This window comes from Pandoraea bronchicola, assembly GCF_902459805.1.
Classification (GTDB): Bacteria; Pseudomonadota; Gammaproteobacteria; order Burkholderiales; family Burkholderiaceae; genus Pandoraea; species Pandoraea bronchicola.
In genome coordinates, this window is record NZ_CABPST010000010.1 from 52243 (window position 1) to 73455 (window position 21213).

The 21213-nt window shown below is 61.8% G+C and carries 22 protein-coding genes; 11 read left to right on the forward strand and 11 right to left on the reverse strand.

The features are described 5' to 3' along the window. Positions 1-44: 44 nt before the first annotated feature. From PBR20603_RS17395 to PBR20603_RS17435, 9 genes are all read left to right on the forward strand, one after another. Entirely contained in the window at positions 45-956 is a 912-nt protein-coding gene (locus PBR20603_RS17395; RefSeq protein ID WP_150560763.1) for a LysR family transcriptional regulator, read from the forward strand. Positions 957-1119: 163 nt separating this feature from the next. Continuing rightward, positions 1120-1497, forward strand: coding sequence for a 30S ribosomal protein S6 (gene rpsF / locus PBR20603_RS17400; RefSeq protein ID WP_039372000.1), 378 nt, complete (start codon positions 1120-1122; stop codon positions 1495-1497). A 46-nt stretch (positions 1498-1543) separates the two neighbouring features. Next, positions 1544-1846 (forward strand): primosomal replication protein N, encoded by a 303-nt coding sequence (priB, locus tag PBR20603_RS17405; RefSeq protein WP_150560764.1) that lies wholly within the window; start codon positions 1544-1546, stop codon positions 1844-1846. 2 nt (positions 1847-1848) lie between these two features. Then, positions 1849-2130: a 30S ribosomal protein S18 gene (gene rpsR / locus PBR20603_RS17410; RefSeq protein ID WP_039372005.1), complete on the forward strand. Its 282-nt coding sequence runs from the start codon at positions 1849-1851 to the stop codon at positions 2128-2130. Positions 2131-2157: 27 nt separating this feature from the next. Beyond that, a complete protein-coding gene (gene rplI, locus PBR20603_RS17415) occupies positions 2158-2610 on the forward strand; it encodes a 50S ribosomal protein L9 (RefSeq protein ID WP_039372009.1) in 453 nt (150 codons plus the stop codon). A 300-nt stretch (positions 2611-2910) separates the two neighbouring features. After that, on the forward strand, positions 2911-4278 hold the full coding sequence (locus PBR20603_RS17420; protein WP_039372107.1) for a replicative DNA helicase: 1368 nt from the start codon (positions 2911-2913) through the stop codon (positions 4276-4278). A 114-nt stretch (positions 4279-4392) separates the two neighbouring features. Then, positions 4393-5019 (forward strand): DUF47 domain-containing protein, encoded by a 627-nt coding sequence (locus PBR20603_RS17425; RefSeq protein WP_150560765.1) that lies wholly within the window; start codon positions 4393-4395, stop codon positions 5017-5019. A gap of 13 nt (positions 5020-5032) precedes the next feature. Then, a complete protein-coding gene (locus PBR20603_RS17430; protein WP_150560766.1) occupies positions 5033-6043 on the forward strand; it encodes an inorganic phosphate transporter in 1011 nt (336 codons plus the stop codon). A gap of 358 nt (positions 6044-6401) precedes the next feature. After that, positions 6402-6674 (forward strand): cupin domain-containing protein, encoded by a 273-nt coding sequence (locus tag PBR20603_RS17435; protein ID WP_150560767.1) that lies wholly within the window; start codon positions 6402-6404, stop codon positions 6672-6674. Here the strand turns inward: PBR20603_RS17435 and PBR20603_RS17440 are convergent. The 11 genes from PBR20603_RS17440 to PBR20603_RS17490 all read right to left on the reverse strand — a co-directional run bounded on the left by PBR20603_RS17440 (position 6666) and on the right by PBR20603_RS17490 (position 18265). Beyond that, complete coding sequence (locus PBR20603_RS17440; protein ID WP_150560768.1) at positions 6666-7433, reverse strand: C40 family peptidase; 768 nt, start codon at positions 7431-7433, stop codon at positions 6666-6668. The genes PBR20603_RS17435 and PBR20603_RS17440 overlap by 9 nt on opposite strands. 271 nt (positions 7434-7704) lie before the next feature. Continuing rightward, positions 7705-9441 carry a PhoH family protein gene (locus PBR20603_RS17445; RefSeq protein ID WP_150560769.1) on the reverse strand — a complete coding sequence of 579 codons (1737 nt, stop codon included), beginning with the start codon at positions 9439-9441 and terminating at the stop codon, positions 7705-7707. 333 nt (positions 9442-9774) lie between these two features. Next, positions 9775-10236, reverse strand: a complete 462-nt coding sequence (locus tag PBR20603_RS17450; protein WP_150560770.1) for a peroxiredoxin — start codon at positions 10234-10236, stop codon at positions 9775-9777. Between the two features lie 57 nt (positions 10237-10293). After that, positions 10294-11199 (reverse strand): polysaccharide deacetylase family protein, encoded by a 906-nt coding sequence (locus PBR20603_RS17455; protein WP_150560771.1) that lies wholly within the window; start codon positions 11197-11199, stop codon positions 10294-10296. 167 nt (positions 11200-11366) lie between these two features. Continuing rightward, positions 11367-12416, reverse strand: coding sequence for a bifunctional UDP-4-keto-pentose/UDP-xylose synthase (locus PBR20603_RS17460; protein WP_150560772.1), 1050 nt, complete (start codon positions 12414-12416; stop codon positions 11367-11369). Positions 12417-12423: 7 nt separating this feature from the next. Beyond that, positions 12424-13329 (reverse strand): formyltransferase, encoded by a 906-nt coding sequence (locus tag PBR20603_RS17465; RefSeq protein WP_150560773.1) that lies wholly within the window; start codon positions 13327-13329, stop codon positions 12424-12426. Further along, positions 13326-14348 carry a glycosyltransferase gene (locus tag PBR20603_RS17470; RefSeq protein ID WP_150560774.1) on the reverse strand — a complete coding sequence of 341 codons (1023 nt, stop codon included), beginning with the start codon at positions 14346-14348 and terminating at the stop codon, positions 13326-13328. Before PBR20603_RS17470 ends, PBR20603_RS17465 begins: the two co-directional genes overlap by 4 nt. Beyond that, the gene (locus tag PBR20603_RS17475; protein ID WP_150560775.1) at positions 14345-15511 is read right to left on the reverse strand and encodes a DegT/DnrJ/EryC1/StrS family aminotransferase; all 1167 of its coding nucleotides are present in this window, start codon (positions 15509-15511) and stop codon (positions 14345-14347) included. The genes PBR20603_RS17470 and PBR20603_RS17475 overlap by 4 nt, the downstream gene beginning before the upstream one ends. Before the next feature lie 86 nt (positions 15512-15597). Continuing rightward, positions 15598-15969 (reverse strand): SMR family transporter, encoded by a 372-nt coding sequence (locus PBR20603_RS17480; protein ID WP_150560776.1) that lies wholly within the window; start codon positions 15967-15969, stop codon positions 15598-15600. Between the two features lie 152 nt (positions 15970-16121). Continuing rightward, on the reverse strand, positions 16122-17855 hold the full coding sequence (locus tag PBR20603_RS17485) for a glycosyltransferase family 39 protein (protein ID WP_425495830.1): 1734 nt from the start codon (positions 17853-17855) through the stop codon (positions 16122-16124). Between the two features lie 23 nt (positions 17856-17878). After that, positions 17879-18265 carry an Mth938-like domain-containing protein gene (locus tag PBR20603_RS17490; RefSeq protein ID WP_150560778.1) on the reverse strand — a complete coding sequence of 129 codons (387 nt, stop codon included), beginning with the start codon at positions 18263-18265 and terminating at the stop codon, positions 17879-17881. A gap of 330 nt (positions 18266-18595) precedes the next feature. On the opposite strand from PBR20603_RS17490, the gene PBR20603_RS17495 reads away from it, so the two are divergent. Next, positions 18596-19822, forward strand: coding sequence for a pyridoxal phosphate-dependent aminotransferase (locus PBR20603_RS17495; protein WP_150560779.1), 1227 nt, complete (start codon positions 18596-18598; stop codon positions 19820-19822). 37 nt (positions 19823-19859) lie between these two features. After that, a complete protein-coding gene (locus tag PBR20603_RS17500) occupies positions 19860-21170 on the forward strand; it encodes a homoserine dehydrogenase (protein ID WP_150560780.1) in 1311 nt (436 codons plus the stop codon). Positions 21171-21213: the final 43 nt, after the last annotated feature.

Genomic DNA, 21213 nt, shown 5'->3' on the forward strand with positions numbered 1-21213 from the left:
AAAGATCGTTTTTTTAAGAACAAAAAGTATCGAATGGAGACGTGATGGACCGTTACAAACAGATCGAAACCTTCGTGCAGGTGGCCGAAGCGGGCAGTCTGGCCGCCGCGGCGCTGAAGGAAGGCGTCTCGCCGGTGATTCTCGGGCGGCGTATCGACGCGCTGGAAAAGCGGCTCGGCATCAAGCTGATGTACCGCTCGACGCGCCGGCTCGCGCTTTCGGAAGAGGGCGGCGCTTTTCTCGAGCGCTGCAAGCAGTTGCTTGGCGACTGGGAGATGGCGGAGAACGAGATCAGCGCAGGGCGTCACGCCGTGTCGGGGCACCTGATCGTGTCGGCGCCCGCAGCGTTCGGCCGCAAGCACGTGGCGCCGCATGCGCCGGCGTTTCTGCGCCTGCATCCCGAGGTCCAGATTTCGTTCAATCTGACCGACCGCGTGGTCGACATCGTGCGTGAGGGGTACGACATGGGCATACGCATCGGCGGCTCCGTCGACCCGAATTTCGTGGCCGTCAAACTCGCTCAGAACCGGCGCGTCGTGTGTGGCACGCCGGCTTATTTCTCGCGGTATGGGCGTCCGAAGACGCTGGAAGACCTGGCCAGGCACAATTGCCTCGCGTTCAACCTGCAAGGCGGCCAGCAGCGCGGCTGGTACTTCAAGCGGCAAGGCAAGCTCGTGACCATTCGCGTAGCGGGCAATCTGGACTGTAACGACGGCGAGTTGCTGCACCGCTGGGCGTTGGAAGGGCTGGGGCTGGGCTGGCGCTCGACGTGGGAGATCCAGCGCGAGTTGCTCTCCGGAGAGCTGGAGACCGTGCTCGACGAGTACGCGCTGCCCGACTACGACATTCTCGCCGTGTACCCGCAACAGCGTTTCCAGCCTGCACGGGTGCGCCTTTTCATCGAGCAGTTGCGGCAGATTTACGCCCGTCCGAACTACTGGCTCGAGAATGCCTGAGCCCGGGCTGACGGTGCCCGGAAGCGGGCGCCGGGCGGGTGGTTGGCGGGCACCGATAGGGCGGGAGTTGATGATCGACATGAATTCCGCTAGAATCGCGGGTTCTGCAACCTTGCTGCACTGGTTCTGACGCCCAGGCGGCTTTGTCCATAAGGAGCTCTATATGCGTCATTATGAAATCGTATTTATCGTTCACCCCGATCAGAGCGAGCAAGTGCCTGCGATGATCGAGCGCTACAAGGGCATGGTGACGGCCAAGGCTGGTCAGATCCATCGCGTCGAAGACTGGGGCCGTCGTCAACTGGCCTACATGATCGAGAAGCTGGCTAAGGCCCACTACGTCTGCATGAACATCGAGTGCGACCAGGAAACCCTGGACGAGCTGGAACACGCATTCAAGTTCAACGACGCCGTTCTGCGCCACCTCGTGGTTCGCATGAAGAAGGCCGAGACCGCGCCGTCGCCGATGATGAAGGAAGTGGCCCGCGAAGAAGCCAAGAAGGCTGCCGCCGTGCCCACGACCGAAGCCGCTGCTTCGTAATTAGCGCACCGGAACGCATCAGGGTGCCAACGGAAACATCGACCGCGTGAATCGTCTACGGCTCGAGGCCAGCATCGTCGAAATCGGCACGCTGCGCTATACCCCAGCCGGACTTCCTGTGATCGATGTCACGCTGGCCCATGCGGGAACAGTCGAAGAGGCGGGCGTGGCCCGTCAGGTCGAGTTCTCGGTGCCAGCGGTTGCGATCGGTCCCATCAGTGCCAAAGTCATGGCGTTGGGACTCGAGAAACCGGCTCAGTGGGCAGGTTTCCTGGCCAAAAAGCATCGCAATAGCCGCACTCTGGTGTTTCACATCACAGCATTGCAAGAATTTGAAAAGGATTGTTGAACATGCCGCGTCCTAACGGTAAAAACAAGAAGTTTGATCGCCGCCGCCAACAGCAAAACCCGCTGTTCAAGCGCAAGAAGTTCTGCCGCTTCACCGTCGCTGGTGTCGAGCAGATCGATTACAAGGATGTCGAAACGCTGAAGGACTTCATCGGCGACAACGGCAAGATCACCCCGGCTCGCCTGACGGGCACCAAGGCGCACTACCAGCGCCAGCTCGATACGGCCATCAAGCGCGCGCGTTTCCTCGCGCTGATGCCGTACACCGATCTGCACGGTGCTTAATCGCCAGTCGACGAAGGAGAATAGATAATGCAAGTGATTCTGCTGGAAAAGGTCGTCAACCTGGGTAACCTGGGCGACATCGTGAAGGTCAAGGATGGTTTCGCACGTAACTTCCTGATCCCGACCAAGAAGGCTCGTCGCGCCACCAAGGACGCGATCGCCGAATTCGAAGTTCGCCGCGCCGAACTGGAAAAGGCTGCCGCCGAGAAGCTGGCTGCTGCACAAGCCGAAGGCGAAAAGCTGAGCGGTCTGACCGTGCAAATCTCGCAGAAGGCAGGTGTTGACGGCCGTCTGTTCGGTTCGGTCACCAACTTCGACATCGCCGAAGCCCTGGGCACCCAAGGTTTCAAGGTCGAGAAGATGCAAGTGCGTATGCCGAATGGCCCGCTCAAGACCGTGGGCGACTTCCCGGTCCAAGTGGCGCTGCACACGGACGTCGTCATCGACGTGAACGTGTCGGTGCTGGGCGAGCACGCCTAAGCCGTATCCGCGTCAGCTTCCCGACGCGAATAAAAGACGGAAGCCGGTCCGCCGGCTTCCGTTTTTTTATGTCTGTCTGTTCTGTTTTGCGGGTGGCTGGGATTGTCCGGCTGCCGGTCATGCGCTGATCTATGCCGACCGCCTTCCGGTTGCGCTCCCTTCCACGTTCGTCACGTTCGATAGCTCCACCTTATGCTGCCTCCAGGGAAACTGCTGAACAAACCGCGCTCGGAAAAATCGTCGCGCAAGCGGGATTTTGCCGGGGGAGACCGTGATCGCGGGGACGGTATAATGCCCGGCATGAACGCGCCCGATCCCCAGCTCGATTCGCTCAAAGTGCCGCCGCACTCCATCGAGGCGGAGCAATCCGTGCTCGGCGGCTTGTTACTCGATAACAGCGCATGGGATCGTATCGGCGACTTTCTGGCCGACTCGGATTTCTACCGCTACGATCACCGGATCATCTATCAGCATATCGGGCGCCTGATCGCTGGCGACCGTCCTGCTGACGTCATTACCGTCTTCGAATCGCTCACGTCTGCCGGCAAAGCCGAGGATGTCGGTGGGCTCGCCTATTTGAACGCCCTGGCGCAGAACACGCCGAGTGCGGCGAACATCCGCCGTTACGCGGAAATCGTGCGCGACCGGGCGGTGCTGCGCAAGCTGGTGACGGTCGCCGACGAGATCGCCTCCGACGCTTTCAACCCGCAGGGCAAGGAAGTGCGTCAGATGCTCGACGAGGCGGAGGCGAAGGTCTTCGCCATCGCCGAAGAGGGTTCGCGCAGCACGAGCGGTTTCCTTGAATTGCAGCCGCTGCTCACGCAAGTGGTCGAGCGCATCGACGAGCTGTATCACCGCGAAGGCGGTAGCGATATCACCGGAATTCCCACCGGGTTCGTCGATCTGGATCGCATGACGTCGGGTTTCAACGGCGGCGATCTGATCATCGTGGCCGGTCGCCCGTCGATGGGTAAAACGACCTTCTCGATGAACATCGGCGAGCATATCGCCGTGGAAGAAGGACTGCCCGTCGCCGTGTTCTCGATGGAAATGCCTGGCACGCAGTTGGCCATGCGTATGCTCGGTTCGGTGGGGCGTCTCGACCAGCATCGCCTGCGTACCGGCAAGCTGGTCGACGAAGACTGGCCGAAGCTCACGCATGCCATGCAGAAGATGAACGAGACGCAGCTTTTCGTCGACGAGACGCCTGCGCTCAATCCGATGGAACTGCGTGCGCGCGCGCGTCGTCTGGCGCGTCAATGCGGCAAGCTGGGGTTGATCATTATCGATTACCTCCAGCTGATGAGCGGCTCGGGTGGCGGTGAAAATCGCGCGACCGAAATTTCCGAAATTTCGCGTTCGCTCAAAGGCCTCGCGAAAGAGCTGAACGTGCCGGTGATTGCGCTCTCGCAGCTCAATCGTAGTCTGGAACAGCGCCCGAACAAGCGTCCGGTCATGTCGGATTTGCGTGAATCGGGCGCTATCGAACAGGATGCCGACATCATTCTGTTCATCTACCGCGACGAAGTGTACAACCCCGATACGCCCGACAAGGGCACCGCCGAGATCATCATCGCGAAACAGCGTAACGGTCCTATCGGCCACGTGCGTCTGGCGTTCATCGGTGCCTACACGAAGTTCGACAATCTGGCAGGTCCCCAATACTGACGCATTGATTTCCGCCTATTAGTAAGGGCGTGCGGTGACGCGCGCCCGCAACGAGGTAGAATGTGACGTTTTTGTGTCGACCCGTCCCCTATTAATACCCGGAGTTTTCCAATAATGTTCGGTCGCTTCATGCCCACCGAGGGCAAGTTCTTTGAGCTGTTCAACCAGCATGCGGCATGCATGGTTGCCGGCAGTCGCGAGCTGTCTGCCATGCTCAACGATCTGCCCAATGCCGAGGCACGTACCGTTGCGGTGCAGAACAACGAGAAGAAGGCGGATCGCATCACGCACGAGACGATCGATCTGATGCACAAGACGTTCATCACGCCTTTCGACCGTGATGAGATCCATAAGCTGATCAGCACCATGGACGACATCCTGGATCTGATGGAAGACGTGGCCACGGCCGTGTGGATGTACGACGTCAAGAGCGTGCCCAGCGAAGCCCGTACGCTGGGCGAGATCTGCGTGAAGTGCTGCGAGCGTGTGCAAAGCACCGTGGCACTGCTCAGCGACATGGATCGCGCCCGCGACATCCTGAAGCTCTGCGAAGAAATCGACGGTCTCGAGTCGGAAGCCGACCGCCTGCTGCGCGCGTCGCTCTCGAAGTTGTTCCGCGAAGAATCCGACGTGAAGGAACTGATCAAGCAGAAGGCAGTGTCCGAATTGCTCGAATCGGTGACCGACAAGTGCGAGGACGTTGCCAACATCATCGAAGGCATTGTGCTGGAAAACGCCTGAGCGGAGACTTTCGATGGCAACGCTGCACATCAGCCTTTGGCTGATCGGACTATTGATCGCCCTGGCGTTCTTGTTCGATTTCATGAATGGCTTTCACGACGCCGCCAACTCGATCGCCACGGTGGTCTCGACGGGCGTGCTCAAGCCGCATCAGGCGGTGGCTTTTGCCGCCATGTTCAACGTCATCGCACTGTTCGTCTTTCACCTGAAAGTCGCGGCGACGGTGGGCAAGGGCACGGTTCACCCCGACATCGTCGATCACTATGTGATCTTTGGCGCCCTCATGGGCGCTATCGCGTGGAACATCATCACCTGGTACTACGGCATTCCGTCGAGTTCGTCGCACGCACTGATTGGTGGTCTGGTCGGTGCCGCGGTGGCCAAGGCGGGCACGGGGTCGCTCGTCGCGAGCGGCCTGCTGCAAACCGTGGCGTTCATTTTCATCTCGCCGCTGCTGGGTTTCGTGCTCGGTTCGTTCTTCATGCTGCTGGTGTCGTGGCTGTTCTTCCGCACGCCACCCGCTCGCGTGGATCGCTGGTTCCGTCGCCTGCAACTGGTCTCGGCCGGTATGTACAGCCTGGGGCACGGCGGTAACGACGCGCAGAAGACCATCGGTATCATCTGGATGCTGCTGATCGCTGCCGGCATGTGGCCGCAGGAAGCTGCGGAGCCGCCGCTGTGGGTGATCGTGGGCTGCTATCTGGCCATTGGTCTGGGCACCATGTTCGGTGGCTGGCGGATCGTGCGCACGATGGGACAGAAGATTACCAAGCTCAAGCCGGTAGGTGGCTTCTGTGCCGAAACGGGCGGGGCGTTCACGCTGTTCTTCGCTTCGTGGCTCGGTGTGCCGGTCTCGACCACGCACACGATTACCGGGGCTATCGTTGGCGTCGGCGCCACACGTAAGCTCTCGGCCGTGCGTTGGGGCGTGGCAGGCAACATCGTCTGGGCCTGGGTGCTGACGATCCCGGCCTCGGCGTTCATCGCCGCAATCGCCTGGTGGGTTGGAAAGCAGATCCTGTAATGCCTCTTCGGCATTACGCCGTCGTCTTGGTGGCGTAGTTGCCCGGAAAAACAAAAAGAGCGGCTTCGGCCGCTTTTTTTGTTTTTCCCTCCCGGTCGCGGACGGCATGCGGCATTGACATGCCATATGAGCGTCATGGGGAATATCAATTTCAATAGCAAATTACTACTGAGTATTATGATCAAATAGTTTTTGATGAAACCCGCTGGAGGCTAGTATGAGCACACTGATCCATCATTCCCTGCGAAGCCGTCCGATCGCTACGCTCATGGGCATGGCAATCAACATCGGTGGCGCTGCGACGCTGCTCGCGCATCTGCGCTAACTCCCCACGACACATTGCGCGCAAGGAGATGGTATGCAACGCGAAGCATTCGAGCGAGAACTGGCTCAGGAGGGGTTTGCGGAAGGGGTGACGGTGACGAGAGAGGCGGGCGATCTCGAAGCCCATACGCATCCGTTTGAGGCGAAGGCGCTGATTCTTTCCGGTGAGATCGCCATTCGCGTGGGCGACAGCGAGCGGGTATATCGTGAGGGCGACGTCTTCCATCTCAAGGCCAACGAAGTGCATGCTGAACGCTATGGCCCGGCAGGCGTGCAATATCTCGTTGGCCGGAAGACCTTACATTGAGCTGTTGGCAAAGCGGGCGATCGGATCGTCGTCCTGTGAGGGCGACGTGGCAAGGTTTGCCGTGTTCCCCGCTGGTGACACTTGCGGCGTTTCCACCGGTGACGACGTCGCTGCGGTGAGCGGCCGGTTTGGCAGGGCGTTCGGCGGCGCTACAGGGACGTTAGCCAGCGGCGCCGCGGCAGGTGTCTGGGCGAGGGTCGCCGGGGCAGAGCGATTGACGTACGTCGTGTTGCCGGCGGGTGCCTTGTTGGCTGCCACACGTCGAACGCCATCGATGCGGCGTGCCCAATACGGGATATAGAGGCTCTCCAGACGCACCGTGCCGCCCGTGTTCGGCGCGTGTACGAACTTCCCCTGACCGACATAGATGCCCACGTGCGAGTGGGCGCGTCCCGTCGTATTGAAGAAGATGAGGTCGCCCGACGCCAGGTCGTCGCGATCGAGCGGCGTGCCGACACCACTCATGTCGGCCGTCGTACGCGGCAGGCTCACGCCGGCGGCGCGCGCCACGACATAGCGCACGAGGCCGCTGCAATCGAAACCGGAGTCCGGGGTGTTGCCGCCGTAGCGGTAGGGAATGCCAACGAGGCTCATCGCTTCGAGCGTGATTTCCTCCTGACCTGCGCTGCGCTCGGGGCCCACCGTCCGGTTGCCATAGTTCGCAGTGCTGCCTTGTCTGACCGATGGGCCGGACGAGCACGCCGCGACCAGCAGCGTGAGTGCCAACGCGCTTGCGCACCGCCACAGCGCGTTCGACATTGCTGCCGGTTGCGTCACGTAGCGAGTATGAAATCGAGGCGTGCGGAGAGGGCGCTGAATTCGCATGCGACGAGTTTACGACGCTTGCCGGGCGAATGCATCGCAAAAGTGCCGAAATACAGGCATTTTGTGGCGTTGACGTCACAAATGCGCGGATTCCCGGGCGATCTTGCCGTCGATACGCCATGTTACTTGCATCGATGGCAAGAAAAAACGGCGCCCGAAGGCGCCGTCGTGGTGAGCGTTGAAGCGCGTACCGTTTCGCAAAACGTCAGAGAATTTCCCCGGCGTAGTCGGCCAGCCGCGAGCGTTCGCCGCGCGCGAGCGTGACGTGTCCGCTGTGCCCCCAGCCTTTGAAGCGATCCACCACGTAGGTGAGGCCCGAGCTGCCTTCGGTCAGGTACGGCGTATCGATCTGTGCGATATTGCCCAGACAGATCAGCTTGGTACCCGGGCCAGCGCGCGTGACGAGTGTCTTCATCTGCTTTGGCGTAAGGTTCTGCGCCTCGTCGATGATGACGAACTTGTTCACGAACGTACGGCCGCGCATGAAGTTCATGCTCTTGACCTTGAGTCGCGAGCGAATCAGTTCCTGCGTGGCTGCGCGGCCCCATTCGCCGGCCGAATCGTCCGTCTTTTGCAGCACTTCGAGGTTGTCGTCGAATGCGCCCATCCAAGGTTGCATCTTCTCTTCCTCGGTGCCCGGCAAGAAGCCGATATCTTCACCGACGGGCACGGTCGCGCGCGTGATGATGATTTCGTTGTAGCGCTTCTCGTCGAGCGTTTGTGCCAGACCGGCGGCAAGCGCGAGCAGCGTCTTGCCGGTACCCGCCTGCCCGAGCAGCGTGATGAAGTCGACCTCGGGATTCATCAGCAGGTTCAGCGCGAAATTCTGCTCGCGGTTGCGTGCCGTGATGCCCCACACGTTGTTCTTGTGGTGGCCATAGTCGCGCAGTGTCTGCAGCAGCGCCGTCTTGCCGTTGATCTCGCGAACCTGCGCATAGAACGGCGCCTCACCGTTGTTCGTCTCCAGATAGACGAACTGGTTGATGAGGAAGCTCATGCACAGCGGCCCGGTGATGCGATAGAACGTGGTGCCGGTCCGGTTGTCCTGCCAGCTTTCCATGCCCTTGCCGTGCTTGGTCCAGAAGTCCGGCGGCAGAGCCATCACACCCGAGTAGAGCAGATCGCTGTCCTCGAGCACCTTGTCGTTGAAATAGTCTTCCGCAGGCAGGCCGAGCGCATGCGCCTTGACGCGCATGTTGATGTCTTTCGACACCAGCACGACCTGACGATCGCGGAACTTGTCCTGCAACGCGCGCACGACACCGAGAATCTGGTTGTCGGCCTTGCCTTGCGGCAACCCTTCGAGCGGCGGCACTTCGGGCAGGTCGGTCTGGAAGTACAGGCGGCCCGCGGCGTCCTTGTTGCCGAGCCGCGAGAGCGGAATGCCCTCGGCCATCGACTGCGTGCCGCTTTCTGCGACCAGCCCATCGAGGGTGCGGCTTACCTGACGCGCGTTGCGCGCCACTTCCGACATGCCCTTCTTGTGGTTGTCGAGCTCTTCCAACGTCATCATCGGCAGATAGACGTCGTGCTCTTCGAAGCGGAACAGGCTGCTCGGGTCGTGCATGAGCACGTTCGTGTCGAGCACGAAGAGCTTGGCGGGTTCCTGATCCTTGTTGCGGGCACGCTTCGAACCACCGCTCGTCGCCGTCGATTTCACGGCCTTGAGAGACGGGGTTGCGCCGGTCGAGTCGGCTGCCGGAGGCGATTGGGGCGAGCGTGCTGCGGGCGACGGCTGTGGTGCAGTCTGCGTCGCCGGAGCGGTAATGGGAACGACCTTTAATTCGGCCGTGCCAGACGCACCGGACGTCTCGCCCAGTGCATGTTGTTCAGATGAGGGGATCGGTTTCTTGGCCTCCGTGCGCGAAGGTTTGAGGCGAGTGGGGAATTGTTCCGGGGCAAGCAGCGTGCCCGGTTTGGTCGGCGCCGATGGCAATGGCATAGATTTCCCGTTCAAGAAAACACAACACTACTCGGCCAGGACAGACAGCGATACCACACGTCCCGGCAACAAAAAAGCCGCCTGCCCGGACGCACCGGAGAGGCGGCTTGGCTGAAGGCGCCGCCGTGGCGACGCCTGCAATAGTCTCGTTCAATGCGCTTGATCATTACGGCCGACTATAACGTCTCTTGCCGTACTTGTATAGCGTCGAATGTCCTTGCTGGCGGGTCGCTATGGGCCTGTTCGCAACACCTGCCCGGATCGCGCTCGAGCCAGCTCGCCGGCGATGCCCGGCGCTCGTTCGTCCGGGGCATCGCTCATGCCCGCTGGTGTTCAGAGCGCCTGTACGGCAGCCAGGACTTCCGCAACGTGATCGGGCACGCGCACGCCGCGCCATTCCTTGCGCAACACGCCTTTTTCGTCGATCAGGAAAGTGCTGCGCTCGATGCCCATGTGTTCTTTGCCATACAGTTTTTTCAACTTGATGACACCGAACAGCTTGCAGACGGTTTCATCGCCGTCAGAGATCAGCGGGAAGGGCAGTTCGAGCTTTCGCTGGAAATTCTCATGCGAGCGCAGGCTGTCGCGCGACACGCCGATGATCTGCGCGCCAGCGGCCTGGAACTGGCCGTAGCTGTCACGGAAATTCATGCCTTCCGTCGTGCAGCCCGGGGTGTTGTCCTTGGGGTAGAAGTAGATCACCACCTTCTGGCCGCGATGCGCCTTGAGCGAAAAATCGCCGCCGGTGGCCGGTGCGGTGAAATCGGGCACGGGAGTGTCGATGGCTACCGTCACTATGGTCTCCTTGGGTGGCCTTGCGGGGCCGGAACGGGGAAGTGGGTCGAATCGGGTTCAGGCAGCCGCCTGGCCCTCGAGAATCAGATCGCCTGAGCGGCCCGGAATTTCGCCCCACACGACGGGATGCGCCGGTAGCGAGGCGAGATCGAGCGTCTCGTAGTACTGGCCCATCGTCACCAGATCGTGCCCTTGACGGCGCCATCCGGCCAGCAACTGACGGAACAGCGGCGCCAGCTTCTGGCCTTCGAGTTCTGCGTGTAGCGTGAACACGTGATGTTGCGCCGGATCGCGGGTGAGGGCAAGCAGATGCTCGGCCACGCCGTTGATGTCGCGGCCGTCGATGCCGAGCAGCTCATCGACCGTGGGCAGCGTCGTCGGCATCTGAACGTGTTTCAGGCGAACACCATCGACGATCGGGTAGTGGGGCGCCGTGCCGCGGCCATCCGAAGCGTATTTCATGCCCCAGGCGTCGATCTGCCGGAACGCGTCATGATTCATCTGCCAGCCGGCGGCGCCATGCGTGAGCGGCGGCGCGCCGAATATCTGCGTGAAACGCGCATAGGCTTGCGACATCTGACGCTGCGTCCAGGCGGCGTCGCGCGTGCGAACGTTGTCTTGCCAGTAGGTGTGGTCCCACGTGTGGATGCCGGTCTCGTGACCGGCGTCCCGCACGGTGCGCATGACGTCGGCGGCGCGCCGTCCGATGTCCGGGCCGGGAAGCAGGGTGCCGTACATGAGCGTCTTGAAGCCGTAGTGTTCGACCACCGACGTGCGCGAGACCTTCTTCAGGAAACCGGGGCGGAAGACGCGTTTGAGCGCCCAGCCGGTGTGGTCCGGCCCGAGGCTGAACAGGAACGTCGCCTGCGCGTCATGCTCGGCCAGTGCCGCGAGCAGATTGGGCACACCTTCGCGCGTGCCGCGCAGGGTGTCGACGTCGATCTTCAGGACAATCTTGGCCATAGCCGCCCTTGAATGGGATATCGCGCAGACGTCGCGCAATACCCGGAATGTCGAATGAAAATTGCTGAGTCAAAAAAGCCCGATGCGCCGAGGGCGCACCGGGCGTGCAGTGCGATGTGCGGCCCGCAACGCCAAGGCGGCGGGCCGGCCCTCTGCACGGTATGCGATTACTCGCCCTCGACCAGACGGCGAGCTTCGGCGACATGGCCGCGATACGCTTCGAAAATCTTGCGAAGTGCGTCGTCCATCGAGGTGGTCGGCGCCCAGCCGAGTTCCTGCATGGTGTTCTCGATCTTCGGCACACGGTTCTGCACGTCCTGATAGCCGTTGCCGTAGTAGGCGCCCGACGACGTTTCGACGAGCTGAACCTTCTTGGCCGTTTCGGCGTACTCAGGGTATTCGGCTGCCAGCTTGAGCATCATGTTGGCCAGCTCACGCACCGAGAAGTTGTTCGTCGGGTTGCCGATGTTGTAGATCTTGCCGCTGGCAACGTTGTTCTTGTTGTCGATGATGCGAACCAGGGCGTCGATACCGTCGTCGATGTCGGTAAAGGCGCGCTTCTGGTTGCCGCCGTCGACCAGGCTGATGTTCTCGCCACGTGCGATGTGACCGAGGAACTGCGTGACCACGCGCGACGAACCTTCCTTCGGCGTGTAGATCGAGTCGAGGCCGGCACCGATCCAGTTGAACGGGCGGAACAGCGAGAAATTCAGGCCTTCCTGCATGCCGTAGCCCCAGATCACACGATCCATGAGCTGCTTCGAGCAGGCGTAGATCCAACGCGGCTTGTTGATCGGGCCGTAGATCAGCGGCGAGTTCTCCGGATCGAATTCGCCGTCGGTGCACATGCCGTAGACCTCGGAGGTCGACGGGAACACCAGATGCTTGCCGTACTTCACGGCCGAACGCACGATCGGCAGATTCGCCTCGAAGTCGAGCTCGAACACGCGCAGCGGGGCCTTCACATAGGTGGCCGGCGTGGCGATGGCAACCAGCGGCAGAATCACGTCACACTTGCGAATGTGGTACTCGACCCATTCCTTGTTGATCGTGATGTCGCCTTCGAAGAAGTGCATGCGTTCATGGTTGACCAGATCGCCCAGGCGATCCGTGAGCATGTCCATGCCATAAACTTCCCAGTCGGTCGTCTCCAGGATGCGCTTCGACAGGTGGTGGCCGATGAACCCGTTGACACCGAGAATCAGGACTTTTTTCATATTACGGTCAGTGATTGAGCTGGGAAAACTGTTCCGGCGTGACAGGCTTGCCGTCCAGCAATAGTTCATGAATGACGATGGCATTTGCGTCGCCGCAAACGCCAAGGAGCGCATTATCCACTACTTGCAGTCCGCAGGGCAAACCGGCGGGAACCGGCGAGCGTGTCAGACGGGCGCGCGTGACGACCCAGCGGCGGTCCGCCACATCGGAAAATGCGCCCGGATAGGGGGGCGCCACGGCGCGAATCAGGTTGTAGACGTCCTGCGCGGGCTTCGACCAGTCGATACGGCCGTCTTCCGGCTTGCGTCCGCCGAAGTAGCTGCCTGAGCCCAGATCGTTGGTGTGACGCAGCGCCGTGCCGGCAATCAGGCCGGGCAGGCAGCGCCAGAGCGTCTGCTCGGCGGCGACCGTCACTTTCTCGAAAACCTCGCCAGCCGTATCGTCCGGCAAGATCGGCACGGCCGTCTGGTCGATGATGGCCCCGGCGTCCGGCTTGGCCGCCATTTCGTGCAGCGTAGCGCCGGTTTCCGTTTCGCCCTTCAAAACCGCCCAATTCACCGGCACGCGGCCGCGATACTTCGGCAGCAGTGAGCCGTGCATGTTGAAGGCGCCTCGCGGTGCGATCTCAAGCACCGCCACGGGAATCATGTGGCGATAGTAGAAAGAGAAAATGAAGTCGGGCGCGACGGCACGAATTTGCTCGGCAAGCGCCGGATCGGCAGGATCGTCGGGCGTGATGACCGGAATGCCATGCTCGGCGGCAACACTCGCGACGCTGCCGAACCAGATGTTTTCGTTCGGATTGTCCTGATGCGTCACGACGAGTGCGACGTCGACGCCGCGCGCGAGCAACACCTGCAGGCAGCGCACGCCAACGTTGTGATACGCAAAAACTACGGCCTTGGCGCTCATGACGCGTGCGATCCCAGTTCCGTCGCGCCGGTGGTCTGGCTGGTGCTCGAGGCAACGCCGACAGTGTTCTCCGATCGGCCGGACGGGTGCGCTTCCAGCACTGCCTGCACCAGGTAGCGCGGGCGCTGGCGAACCTGCTGATAAATGCGGCCGATGTACTCACCGAGCAGGCCCATGCCGAACAGAATCACGCCCAGCAGGCAGAAGGTGACAGCGAACAGCGTGAACACACCCTGGACTTCCGATCCGAAGAGGAAGCGGCGAGCGATCAGCACGATGAACAGCACGCCGGAGGCGGCAGACAGCGTAATGCCTACGCCCGAGAGCCATTGCAAGGGCACCACCGAGAAGCCGGTGACGAGGTCGAAGTTCAGGCGAATCAGGCTGTAGAGCGAATACTTCGACTCGCCCGCAAAACGTTCTTCGTGAGCGACATCCACTTCCGTGGGGTTTTGCGCGAACGTGTAGGCCAGCGCCGGAATGAACGTATTGATCTCACGGCATTGATTGACCGTGTCGACGATATGACGGCTGTAGCCGCGCAGCATGCAACCCTGATCGGTCATGCGGATGCGCGTGATGCGCTCGCGCAGGCGGTTCATGGCGCGCGAGGCATGGCGGCGGAACCACGTGTCCTGACGGTTCATGCGCACCGTACCCACGTAGTCGTGACCGGCAGCCAACTGCTCGACGAGCTTGCCGATTTCTTCGGGCGGATTCTGCAGATCGGCATCGAGCGTGATGACCCACTCGCCGCGCGTGTGCTCGAAGCCGGCCAGAATGGCCATGTGTTGTCCATAATTGCCGTTGAACAGCACGACGCGCGTCACATCCGGACGCGCACGGTACTGTTCGGCGAGCAGCGCGGCCGAACGGTCGCGGCTGCCGTCGTTGACGAACACCACTTCGTAAGTCACGCCCAGCTTGTCGAGCGCCGGGTATAGCCGGGCGAAGAGGGCGGCAAGCCCGGCTTCTTCGTTATAAACCGGGATGACGACGGAGAGTTGTGGACAATTCATTTTTGATGATCAGCGCAAATGGCATTAACGGCTTCGCAGACGCGCGCAACGTCGGCATTGGTCATGGCCGGGAAGAGCGGCAGCGTCAGGAGCGTACGGCCGAGGTGTTCCGCATGCGGGAACTGCCCCTCGTGGAAGCCGAGTGAACGATACATTGTAAACAGGTGGATGGCCGGGTAGTGGACACCGCTGCCGATGCCGCGTGCCTTGAGTCTTTCCATGACGCCGGCGCGGTCGATCGTGAGGCGCTCCAGCGGCAGCTCGACCTGAAACATGTGCCAGTTCGAGTTCGTGAAGTCGGCGTGCGGCAGGCCGAGGCCCAGCGCCACCGCCGGGCCACCCGCGAGCGTGTCGAAATACAGGCGGGCAAGTTCCGCGCGGCGGCGGTTAAACGCCGCCAGGTGCGGCATCTGGCCCAGGCCGACGCGAGCGGCGACGTCCGTCAGGTTGTACTTGCCGCCGAGCACGTCGACATCCATGCCGTCGAAACCGGTGCGGGTCACGCCCTGCAGACGATACTTCTCGGCCAGGCGAGCTTCGTCCTCATTATTGAAGATGAGGGCGCCGCCTTCGATGGACGTCAGGTTCTTGTTGGCGTGGAAGCTGAGTGAGACGAGGTCGCCGATGGCGCCGATGCGCTTGCCGCCCCAGGTGGATCCCATGGCTTGCGCCGCGTCCTCGATCACGCGCAGGTTGTGACGGCGCGCAATGTCATACAGCCGGTCCATGTCGACCGGGAGTCCGGCGAGATAGACGGGGATGATGGCGCGGGTCTTGGGCGTGATCGCCTTTTCGAGCAGATCGAGGTCGATGTTGCGCGTCGCCGGATCGACGTCGACGAACACGGGCGTCGCGCCGACTTCCAGAATCACGTTGGCCGTAGCGACCCACGACAGCGGTGTGGTGATGACTTCGTCGCCACCTTTCACGCCGGCGAGGCGCAGCCCGATCTCGAGCGTTGCGGTGCCCGAGTTGAACACGCGCACGGGGCGTCCGCCGAAATATTCGGAGAGTGCCTTCTCGAAGGCCTGGACCTGCGGACCCGAAGTGATCCAGCCCGAGCGCAGCACCTCGGTGACGCCGGCAATGGTGGCGTCGTCGATGCTCGGTCGCGTGAACGGCAGGAACGGTTGATTCGGTTGGGAGGTTGCCGAGTCGCTCATGATGTAAGACAAAGCCTCAGGTAAACATTGGGGGAGTGCGCCAGCGCTTGTTGCGGCGCGTCCGTCGATTCCATCGGGGCGCAGCTTTAGCTGCGCGCCAGAATATATACGCCGACCAGAATGATGCCGATCGCCACGACGCGCTGCATCGACAACGTCTCGCCAAACAAGTACCACGCTGCGATCGCGTTCACGACATAACCGAGCGAGAGCATCGGATAAGCGATCGAGACTTCGACGCGCGAGAGCGCCAGAATCCAGACGACCACGCTGATGGCATAGCAGACCAGCCCACCCATGATCGGTACTTGCGTGGCGAGCTTGATACCGATGGGCACGATATTCGCGCGCGTGAATTCGAGCGCGCCAATCGAGCCGGCACCGGCCTTGAGCAACAACTGGGCACAGGCGTTGAGCAGCACGCCCGTGAGAATAAGGGAAAACGTAGCGAGATTCATGGAACGTTTGTGAACGTTTGTGAATAAGTATGGACGTTGCAAGTTGGCTGGCGCTTGGACTTGCCAAGTCGCCAGCCTCTTTTTGCTCTCTTTGTACTGCCGTTTCCGTCTCGAATGATCGGGGGAAACGCGGCACTCGACCGGCAAGCGCGCTATTTTACGTTGTCTTCCGGCTGCGGTTTCGAGATCACCACGCGGCGGGTGTCGCGCGCGATGATCCGCATCGGCAAATGTTGTGCCTCGAGTTTGCCGAACGTGCCCGGGTCCACCAGCGCGAGGGCTTTGGGATCGGCGCGCCAGCGGGCGTAGAAGTCGTCGAGTGTCGGCAGCCATTTCTGCGGCTCCTGCTTCACGCCGAATTCGAGTTCGTCCGGGTGCTGCACCATGATCATCGTGTGGCCGAGGTAATACGGCATGGTGTGGTCGAGCACGTTCACGGAGTAGAACGGCACGTTCGGCCCGAGACGCTGCATCTCGGCCTTGATGGCCGGCACGAGTAGCACGCCCGAGCTTTGACGGCCGAAGACTTCATGGCCCATGCCGCCGACCGTCACGAGCAGCAGCATGGCGCCGGCAAACGTGAGCAGGGCGCGCCGCGCACTGTGCCGGGCCAGCCGCCACGCCAGGAGCGTTCCCGCCAGGCCGATGCCCAGCGCGAAGTACAGCCAGATCTGAAAGGCTTTGTACAACTCGTTCGGATTGCGCTCGCTGCCTGCGCGTCCGACGAAGATGGCCACCATGACGAGCGCCGCGATCAGGAAGATCGCGTAGCCAGCCAGATGCAGGCGTACCGTTTCGCGGCGCAACTGCGCCAGATACAGGCCGAAGAGCAGGGCCATGGCCGGCGCAATGGGCAGCAGATACGAAATCAGCTTGGAGTGCGAGGCGCTGAAAAAGGCAAAGATGAACAGCGACCACACCCAGAGCATCAGCGCCGGGGCAAAGCCGTTCGGCTGACGCGGCATGCGCAGCGTGGCGCGCACGGTGCCCGGCAGAACCGACAACCAGGGCAGGAAGCCGACGATGAACACAGGCACGAAGTACCACGGCGCGCCATCGCGGTTATGTCCCTCCATTGCGAAGCGGCGGAAGTGCTCGTTGATAAAGAAGAAATCGAAGAACTCGGGGTTATGAATCTGCACTAGGACAAACCACGGGGCCGCAATCGCCAAGAAGACGATCAGGCCGCTGCCGAGGTACAGACGCCGCCACAACGCCCAGTCGCGCGCGACGATCGTGTAGATCACGAGCACGCCGCCTGGCAGCACAATGCCGACCAGTCCCTTGCTCAGGACGGCGAGCGCCATGGCCGCCCAGCACAGCCACATCCAGCCGCGCACGGCGGCGCGGGCCAGCCCCGGCCGCTGGGCAAGCAGCAAGGCACACAACGAGAGCCCCATGAAGAACGACAGGCCCATGTCGAGCACGTTGAAGTGTCCGAGCAGCGACCACAGCGGCGCGCAGGCGAGCGCTGCGGCGGCGAGCAGGCCGACACGCGCATTGAACACCCGGCGGCCGGTAAAGCCGACCATCAGCACACCTGCGAAGCCGGTGAGCGCCGTCCATAGCCGCGCCTGCCATTCGCCGAGTCCGAATGCCGCAAACGTGAGCGCATTCATCCACGTTTGCAGGGGCGGCTTCTCGAAATACTTGTAGCCGTTGTAGCGCGGCGTAATCCAGTCGCCTGTGACCCACATTTCACGCGCCATTTCCGCATAACGCCCTTCGTCGCTCGCAATCAGGTGGCGATAGTCGAGCAGGCCGAACCACACAAGCGCGAACGCCACGAGTAGCAGCCAGAAAGCAGCAGGGGACAGCGGATAGGACGAGGGCAGCGCGTTGGACGCGGAAAGCGGGGGCGGAGCGAGCGGTTCGGCGGCCGGCAGGCCGGAGGCGAACGGGCGGCGGCTCACTCAGTCGCCTCGGTCTCGATGAGCAGGGCGAGCACGACGCGGCGCCCCTCGCTCATCAGGATGTTGTAAGTGCGGCAGGCCGCCTGGGTGTCCATGGAGTCGACGCCGATGCGGGTGCTGGTGAGCGTGCTGGTCAGCCGGGGATGCGCGAAGCGCAGGCGATCGCCGCTGCCGAAGATGACCACCTCGGGGTCGAGGGCGTGCAGCCTCTCGAAATGGGACGGCTCGAGCGCGTCGAAGCGCGACACCGGCCAGGCCTGAATCTCGCCCTCGGGTGCAATGATCACACTTTGATCGTGACGAATCTTGTTCACCTCGACGTAGCCGGGGCCATAGCCGGTGACTGTGTTCAATGCTTGCGACGGGTCTTGATGCAGTTTCACTTTCGAAAGATTCCCTACCCAGGGGTTACCCAATGGTTATTCAGTCTTGGATGAGCGCCGGCGGGGCATACAACGGCCGGGCATCTTGCCTCGCGTGGCGCAAACCGTCAATGATGCATTGCCGAACTCTGTCATAATTGGCTAAATTATAGCTTTTTGCCGTACGCAGCACGGCAAAACCGTTGCAGTGCGGCATTTGCCACGCCGAAACCGGGGGAAACGCGGTGTCATGTGCGCTTCGCGCACGCCGCCGGACCGCCAGTTCGCCGTGCGTCCCGCCTGCTGCCGGTCCGTCCGGACCCTGCGCCGCCCGCCAAGACCACAACCGCCGTGAAACCGATCCTCAAATCGCAGAAATTGCAGAATGTCTGCTACGACATTCGTGGGCCCGTGCTCGAACATGCCAAGCGCATGGAAGACGAAGGTCATCGCATCATCAAGCTGAACATCGGCAATCTGGCGCCGTTCGGTTTCGAGCCGCCCGACGAGATCGTGCAGGACATGATCCGCAATCTGCCGAATTCGGCGGGTTACTCGGACTCGCGAGGCGTGTTCGCGGCGCGTAAGGCGATCATGCACTACTGCCAGCAAAAGCGCATCAAAGACGTGCAGCTCGACGACATCTACCTCGGCAACGGGGCGTCCGAGCTGATCGTGATGGCCATGCAGGCTTTGCTCAATGACGGCGACGAAGTCCTCGTGCCGGCCCCGGACTATCCGCTCTGGACGGCCGCGGTCAGCCTGTCGGGCGGCACGCCGGTGCATTACATCTGTGACGAACAGGCGGACTGGCAGCCGGATCTGGCGGATATCCGCAAGAAGATCACGCCGAACACCCGCGCCATCGTCATCATCAACCCGAACAACCCGACCGGTGCGTTGTACTCCGACGAACTCCTCAAGGAGATCGTCTCGCTTGCCCGGGAGCACAAGCTCATCATTTACGCCGACGAGATCTACGACAAGATCATCTACGACGGCGCATCGCATACCTCGATCGGGTCGCTGTCCGAAGATGTGCTCACCATTACGTTCAACGGCCTGTCCAAGAGCTATCGTGCGTGCGGCTACCGCGCGGGCTGGATGGTCGTGTCGGGTGACAAGCGTCCGGCGCGCGACTACATCGAAGGGCTCAACATTCTGGCCTCGATGCGCCTGTGTCCGAACGTGCCGGGTCAGTACGCCGTTCAGACGGCGCTGGGTGGCTATCAGAGCATCAAGGACCTGATCGTGCCGGGCGGACGCCTGTACGAGCAGCGCGAGATTGCCTACCGCATGCTCACCGACATTCCCGGTGTGACCTGCGTGAAGCCGAAGGCGGCGCTGTACCTGTTCCCGCGTCTCGATCCGGCGGTGTATCCCATCGCCAACGATCAGGAGTTCATCCTCCAGTTGCTGCTCGAAGAGAAGGTCCTGCTGGTGCAGGGCAGCGGCTTCAACTGGATGCATCCCGACCATTTCCGCGTAGTGTTCCTGCCTCACGAGGGCGACCTGGAAGACGCCATCAGTCGCATTGCCCGCTTCCTGGACGGTTATCGCCGTCGCCACGGCAAGTGATGCGCGCCAACCGATTTCGACTTTTGAGTAAAACTGCATGAAACCGATCAAATTGGGCCTGCTCGGCCTTGGCACGGTAGGCTTCGGTGCCTTCCAGGTACTGGCTCGCAACCAGGAAGAAATTCAACGTCGCGCCGGCCGGGGGATCGAGATTACGAAGGTCGCGGTGCGCAATGTGGAACGCGCCCGCGGACTCGTTGGCCACGCGGCTGTCGTGACGGGCGATCCGTTTGAGGTGGTCAACGATCCGGCCATCGACGTCGTGGTCGAAACCATCGGTGGCTACGACCTCACCAAGGAACTGGTGCTCAAGGCGATCGAAAACGGCAAGCACGTGGTGACGGCCAACAAGGCGCTGCTCGCCGTCTACGGCAACGAGATCTTCGCCGCGGCGCGCAAGGCCAACGTGATGGTCGCCTTCGAGGCGGCCGTCGCCGGTGGCATTCCCATCATCAAGGCACTGCGCGAAGGCCTGACCGCCAATCGCATTCAGTGGATCGCCGGCATCATCAACGGCACCACGAACTTCATTCTCTCGGAGATGCGCGACAAGGGCATCGACTTCGACGTGGCGCTCGCCGACGCACAGCGTCTGGGCTACGCAGAAGCCGATCCGACGTTCGACATCGAGGGCGTCGACGCCGCGCACAAGCTCACGCTCATGAGCGCGATCGCGTTCGGCGTGCCCGTGCAGTTCGACCGCGCGTATATCGAAGGCATCACCAAGCTGTCGGCACTCGACATCAAGTACGCGGAAGAGCTGGGCTATCGCATCAAACTGCTGGGCATCACGCGTCGCGTGGACGCGGGCATCGAACTGCGCGTCCACCCGACCCTGATCCCGGCCAAGCGCCTGATCGCCAACGTGGAAGGCGCCATGAACGCCGTGCTGGTGCAAGGTGACGCCGTCGGCGCCACGCTGTACTACGGCAAGGGCGCGGGCGCCGAGCCGACCGCCTCGGCCGTCGTCGCCGACATCGTCGACGTGACGCGTCTGCAAACGGCCGATCCGGAGCATCGCGTGCCGCATCTGGCTTTCCAGCACGACGCGCTGTCGAACACGCCGGTGCTGCCGATCGACGAAGTCACCACGAGCTACTACCTGCGTCTGCGCGTGGTCGATCGTGCGGGTGTGATGGCGGCACTCACGCGTATCCTCGCCGATCTGGACATCTCCATCGACGCGCTGCTGCAAAAGGAGTCGCGCGAAGGCGAACACCAAACCGACATCATCATCCTGACGCACCAGACCCAGGAGAAGCACATCAACTCGGCGATCGCGAAGATCGAGGCCATGGAAACGGTGCTCTCGAAGGTCACGCGCATCCGTATGGAGGCGTTGAGCTGAGCGCTTTGGCGCCGGCTTCTGGCCACACGAACCGATACGACAG

Coding starts and splice junctions, on each gene's coding strand:
- PBR20603_RS17395 (WP_150560763.1), top strand. CDS start 45: ATGGACCGTTACAAACAGATCGAAACCTTCGTGCAGGTGGCCGAAGCG.
- rpsF (WP_039372000.1), top strand. CDS start 1,120: ATGCGTCATTATGAAATCGTATTTATCGTTCACCCCGATCAGAGCGAG.
- rpsR (WP_039372005.1), top strand. CDS start 1,849: ATGCCGCGTCCTAACGGTAAAAACAAGAAGTTTGATCGCCGCCGCCAA.
- rplI (WP_039372009.1), top strand. CDS start 2,158: ATGCAAGTGATTCTGCTGGAAAAGGTCGTCAACCTGGGTAACCTGGGC.
- PBR20603_RS17420 (WP_039372107.1), top strand. CDS start 2,911: ATGAACGCGCCCGATCCCCAGCTCGATTCGCTCAAAGTGCCGCCGCAC.
- PBR20603_RS17425 (WP_150560765.1), top strand. CDS start 4,393: ATGTTCGGTCGCTTCATGCCCACCGAGGGCAAGTTCTTTGAGCTGTTC.
- PBR20603_RS17430 (WP_150560766.1), top strand. CDS start 5,033: ATGGCAACGCTGCACATCAGCCTTTGGCTGATCGGACTATTGATCGCC.
- PBR20603_RS17435 (WP_150560767.1), top strand. CDS start 6,402: ATGCAACGCGAAGCATTCGAGCGAGAACTGGCTCAGGAGGGGTTTGCG.
- PBR20603_RS17440 (WP_150560768.1), bottom strand. CDS start 7,433: ATGTCGAACGCGCTGTGGCGGTGCGCAAGCGCGTTGGCACTCACGCTG.
- PBR20603_RS17445 (WP_150560769.1), bottom strand. CDS start 9,441: ATGCCATTGCCATCGGCGCCGACCAAACCGGGCACGCTGCTTGCCCCG.
- PBR20603_RS17455 (WP_150560771.1), bottom strand. CDS start 11,199: ATGGCCAAGATTGTCCTGAAGATCGACGTCGACACCCTGCGCGGCACG.
- PBR20603_RS17460 (WP_150560772.1), bottom strand. CDS start 12,416: ATGAAAAAAGTCCTGATTCTCGGTGTCAACGGGTTCATCGGCCACCAC.
- PBR20603_RS17465 (WP_150560773.1), bottom strand. CDS start 13,329: ATGAGCGCCAAGGCCGTAGTTTTTGCGTATCACAACGTTGGCGTGCGC.
- PBR20603_RS17470 (WP_150560774.1), bottom strand. CDS start 14,348: ATGAATTGTCCACAACTCTCCGTCGTCATCCCGGTTTATAACGAAGAA.
- PBR20603_RS17475 (WP_150560775.1), bottom strand. CDS start 15,511: ATGAGCGACTCGGCAACCTCCCAACCGAATCAACCGTTCCTGCCGTTC.
- PBR20603_RS17480 (WP_150560776.1), bottom strand. CDS start 15,969: ATGAATCTCGCTACGTTTTCCCTTATTCTCACGGGCGTGCTGCTCAAC.
- PBR20603_RS17500 (WP_150560780.1), top strand. CDS start 19,860: ATGAAACCGATCAAATTGGGCCTGCTCGGCCTTGGCACGGTAGGCTTC.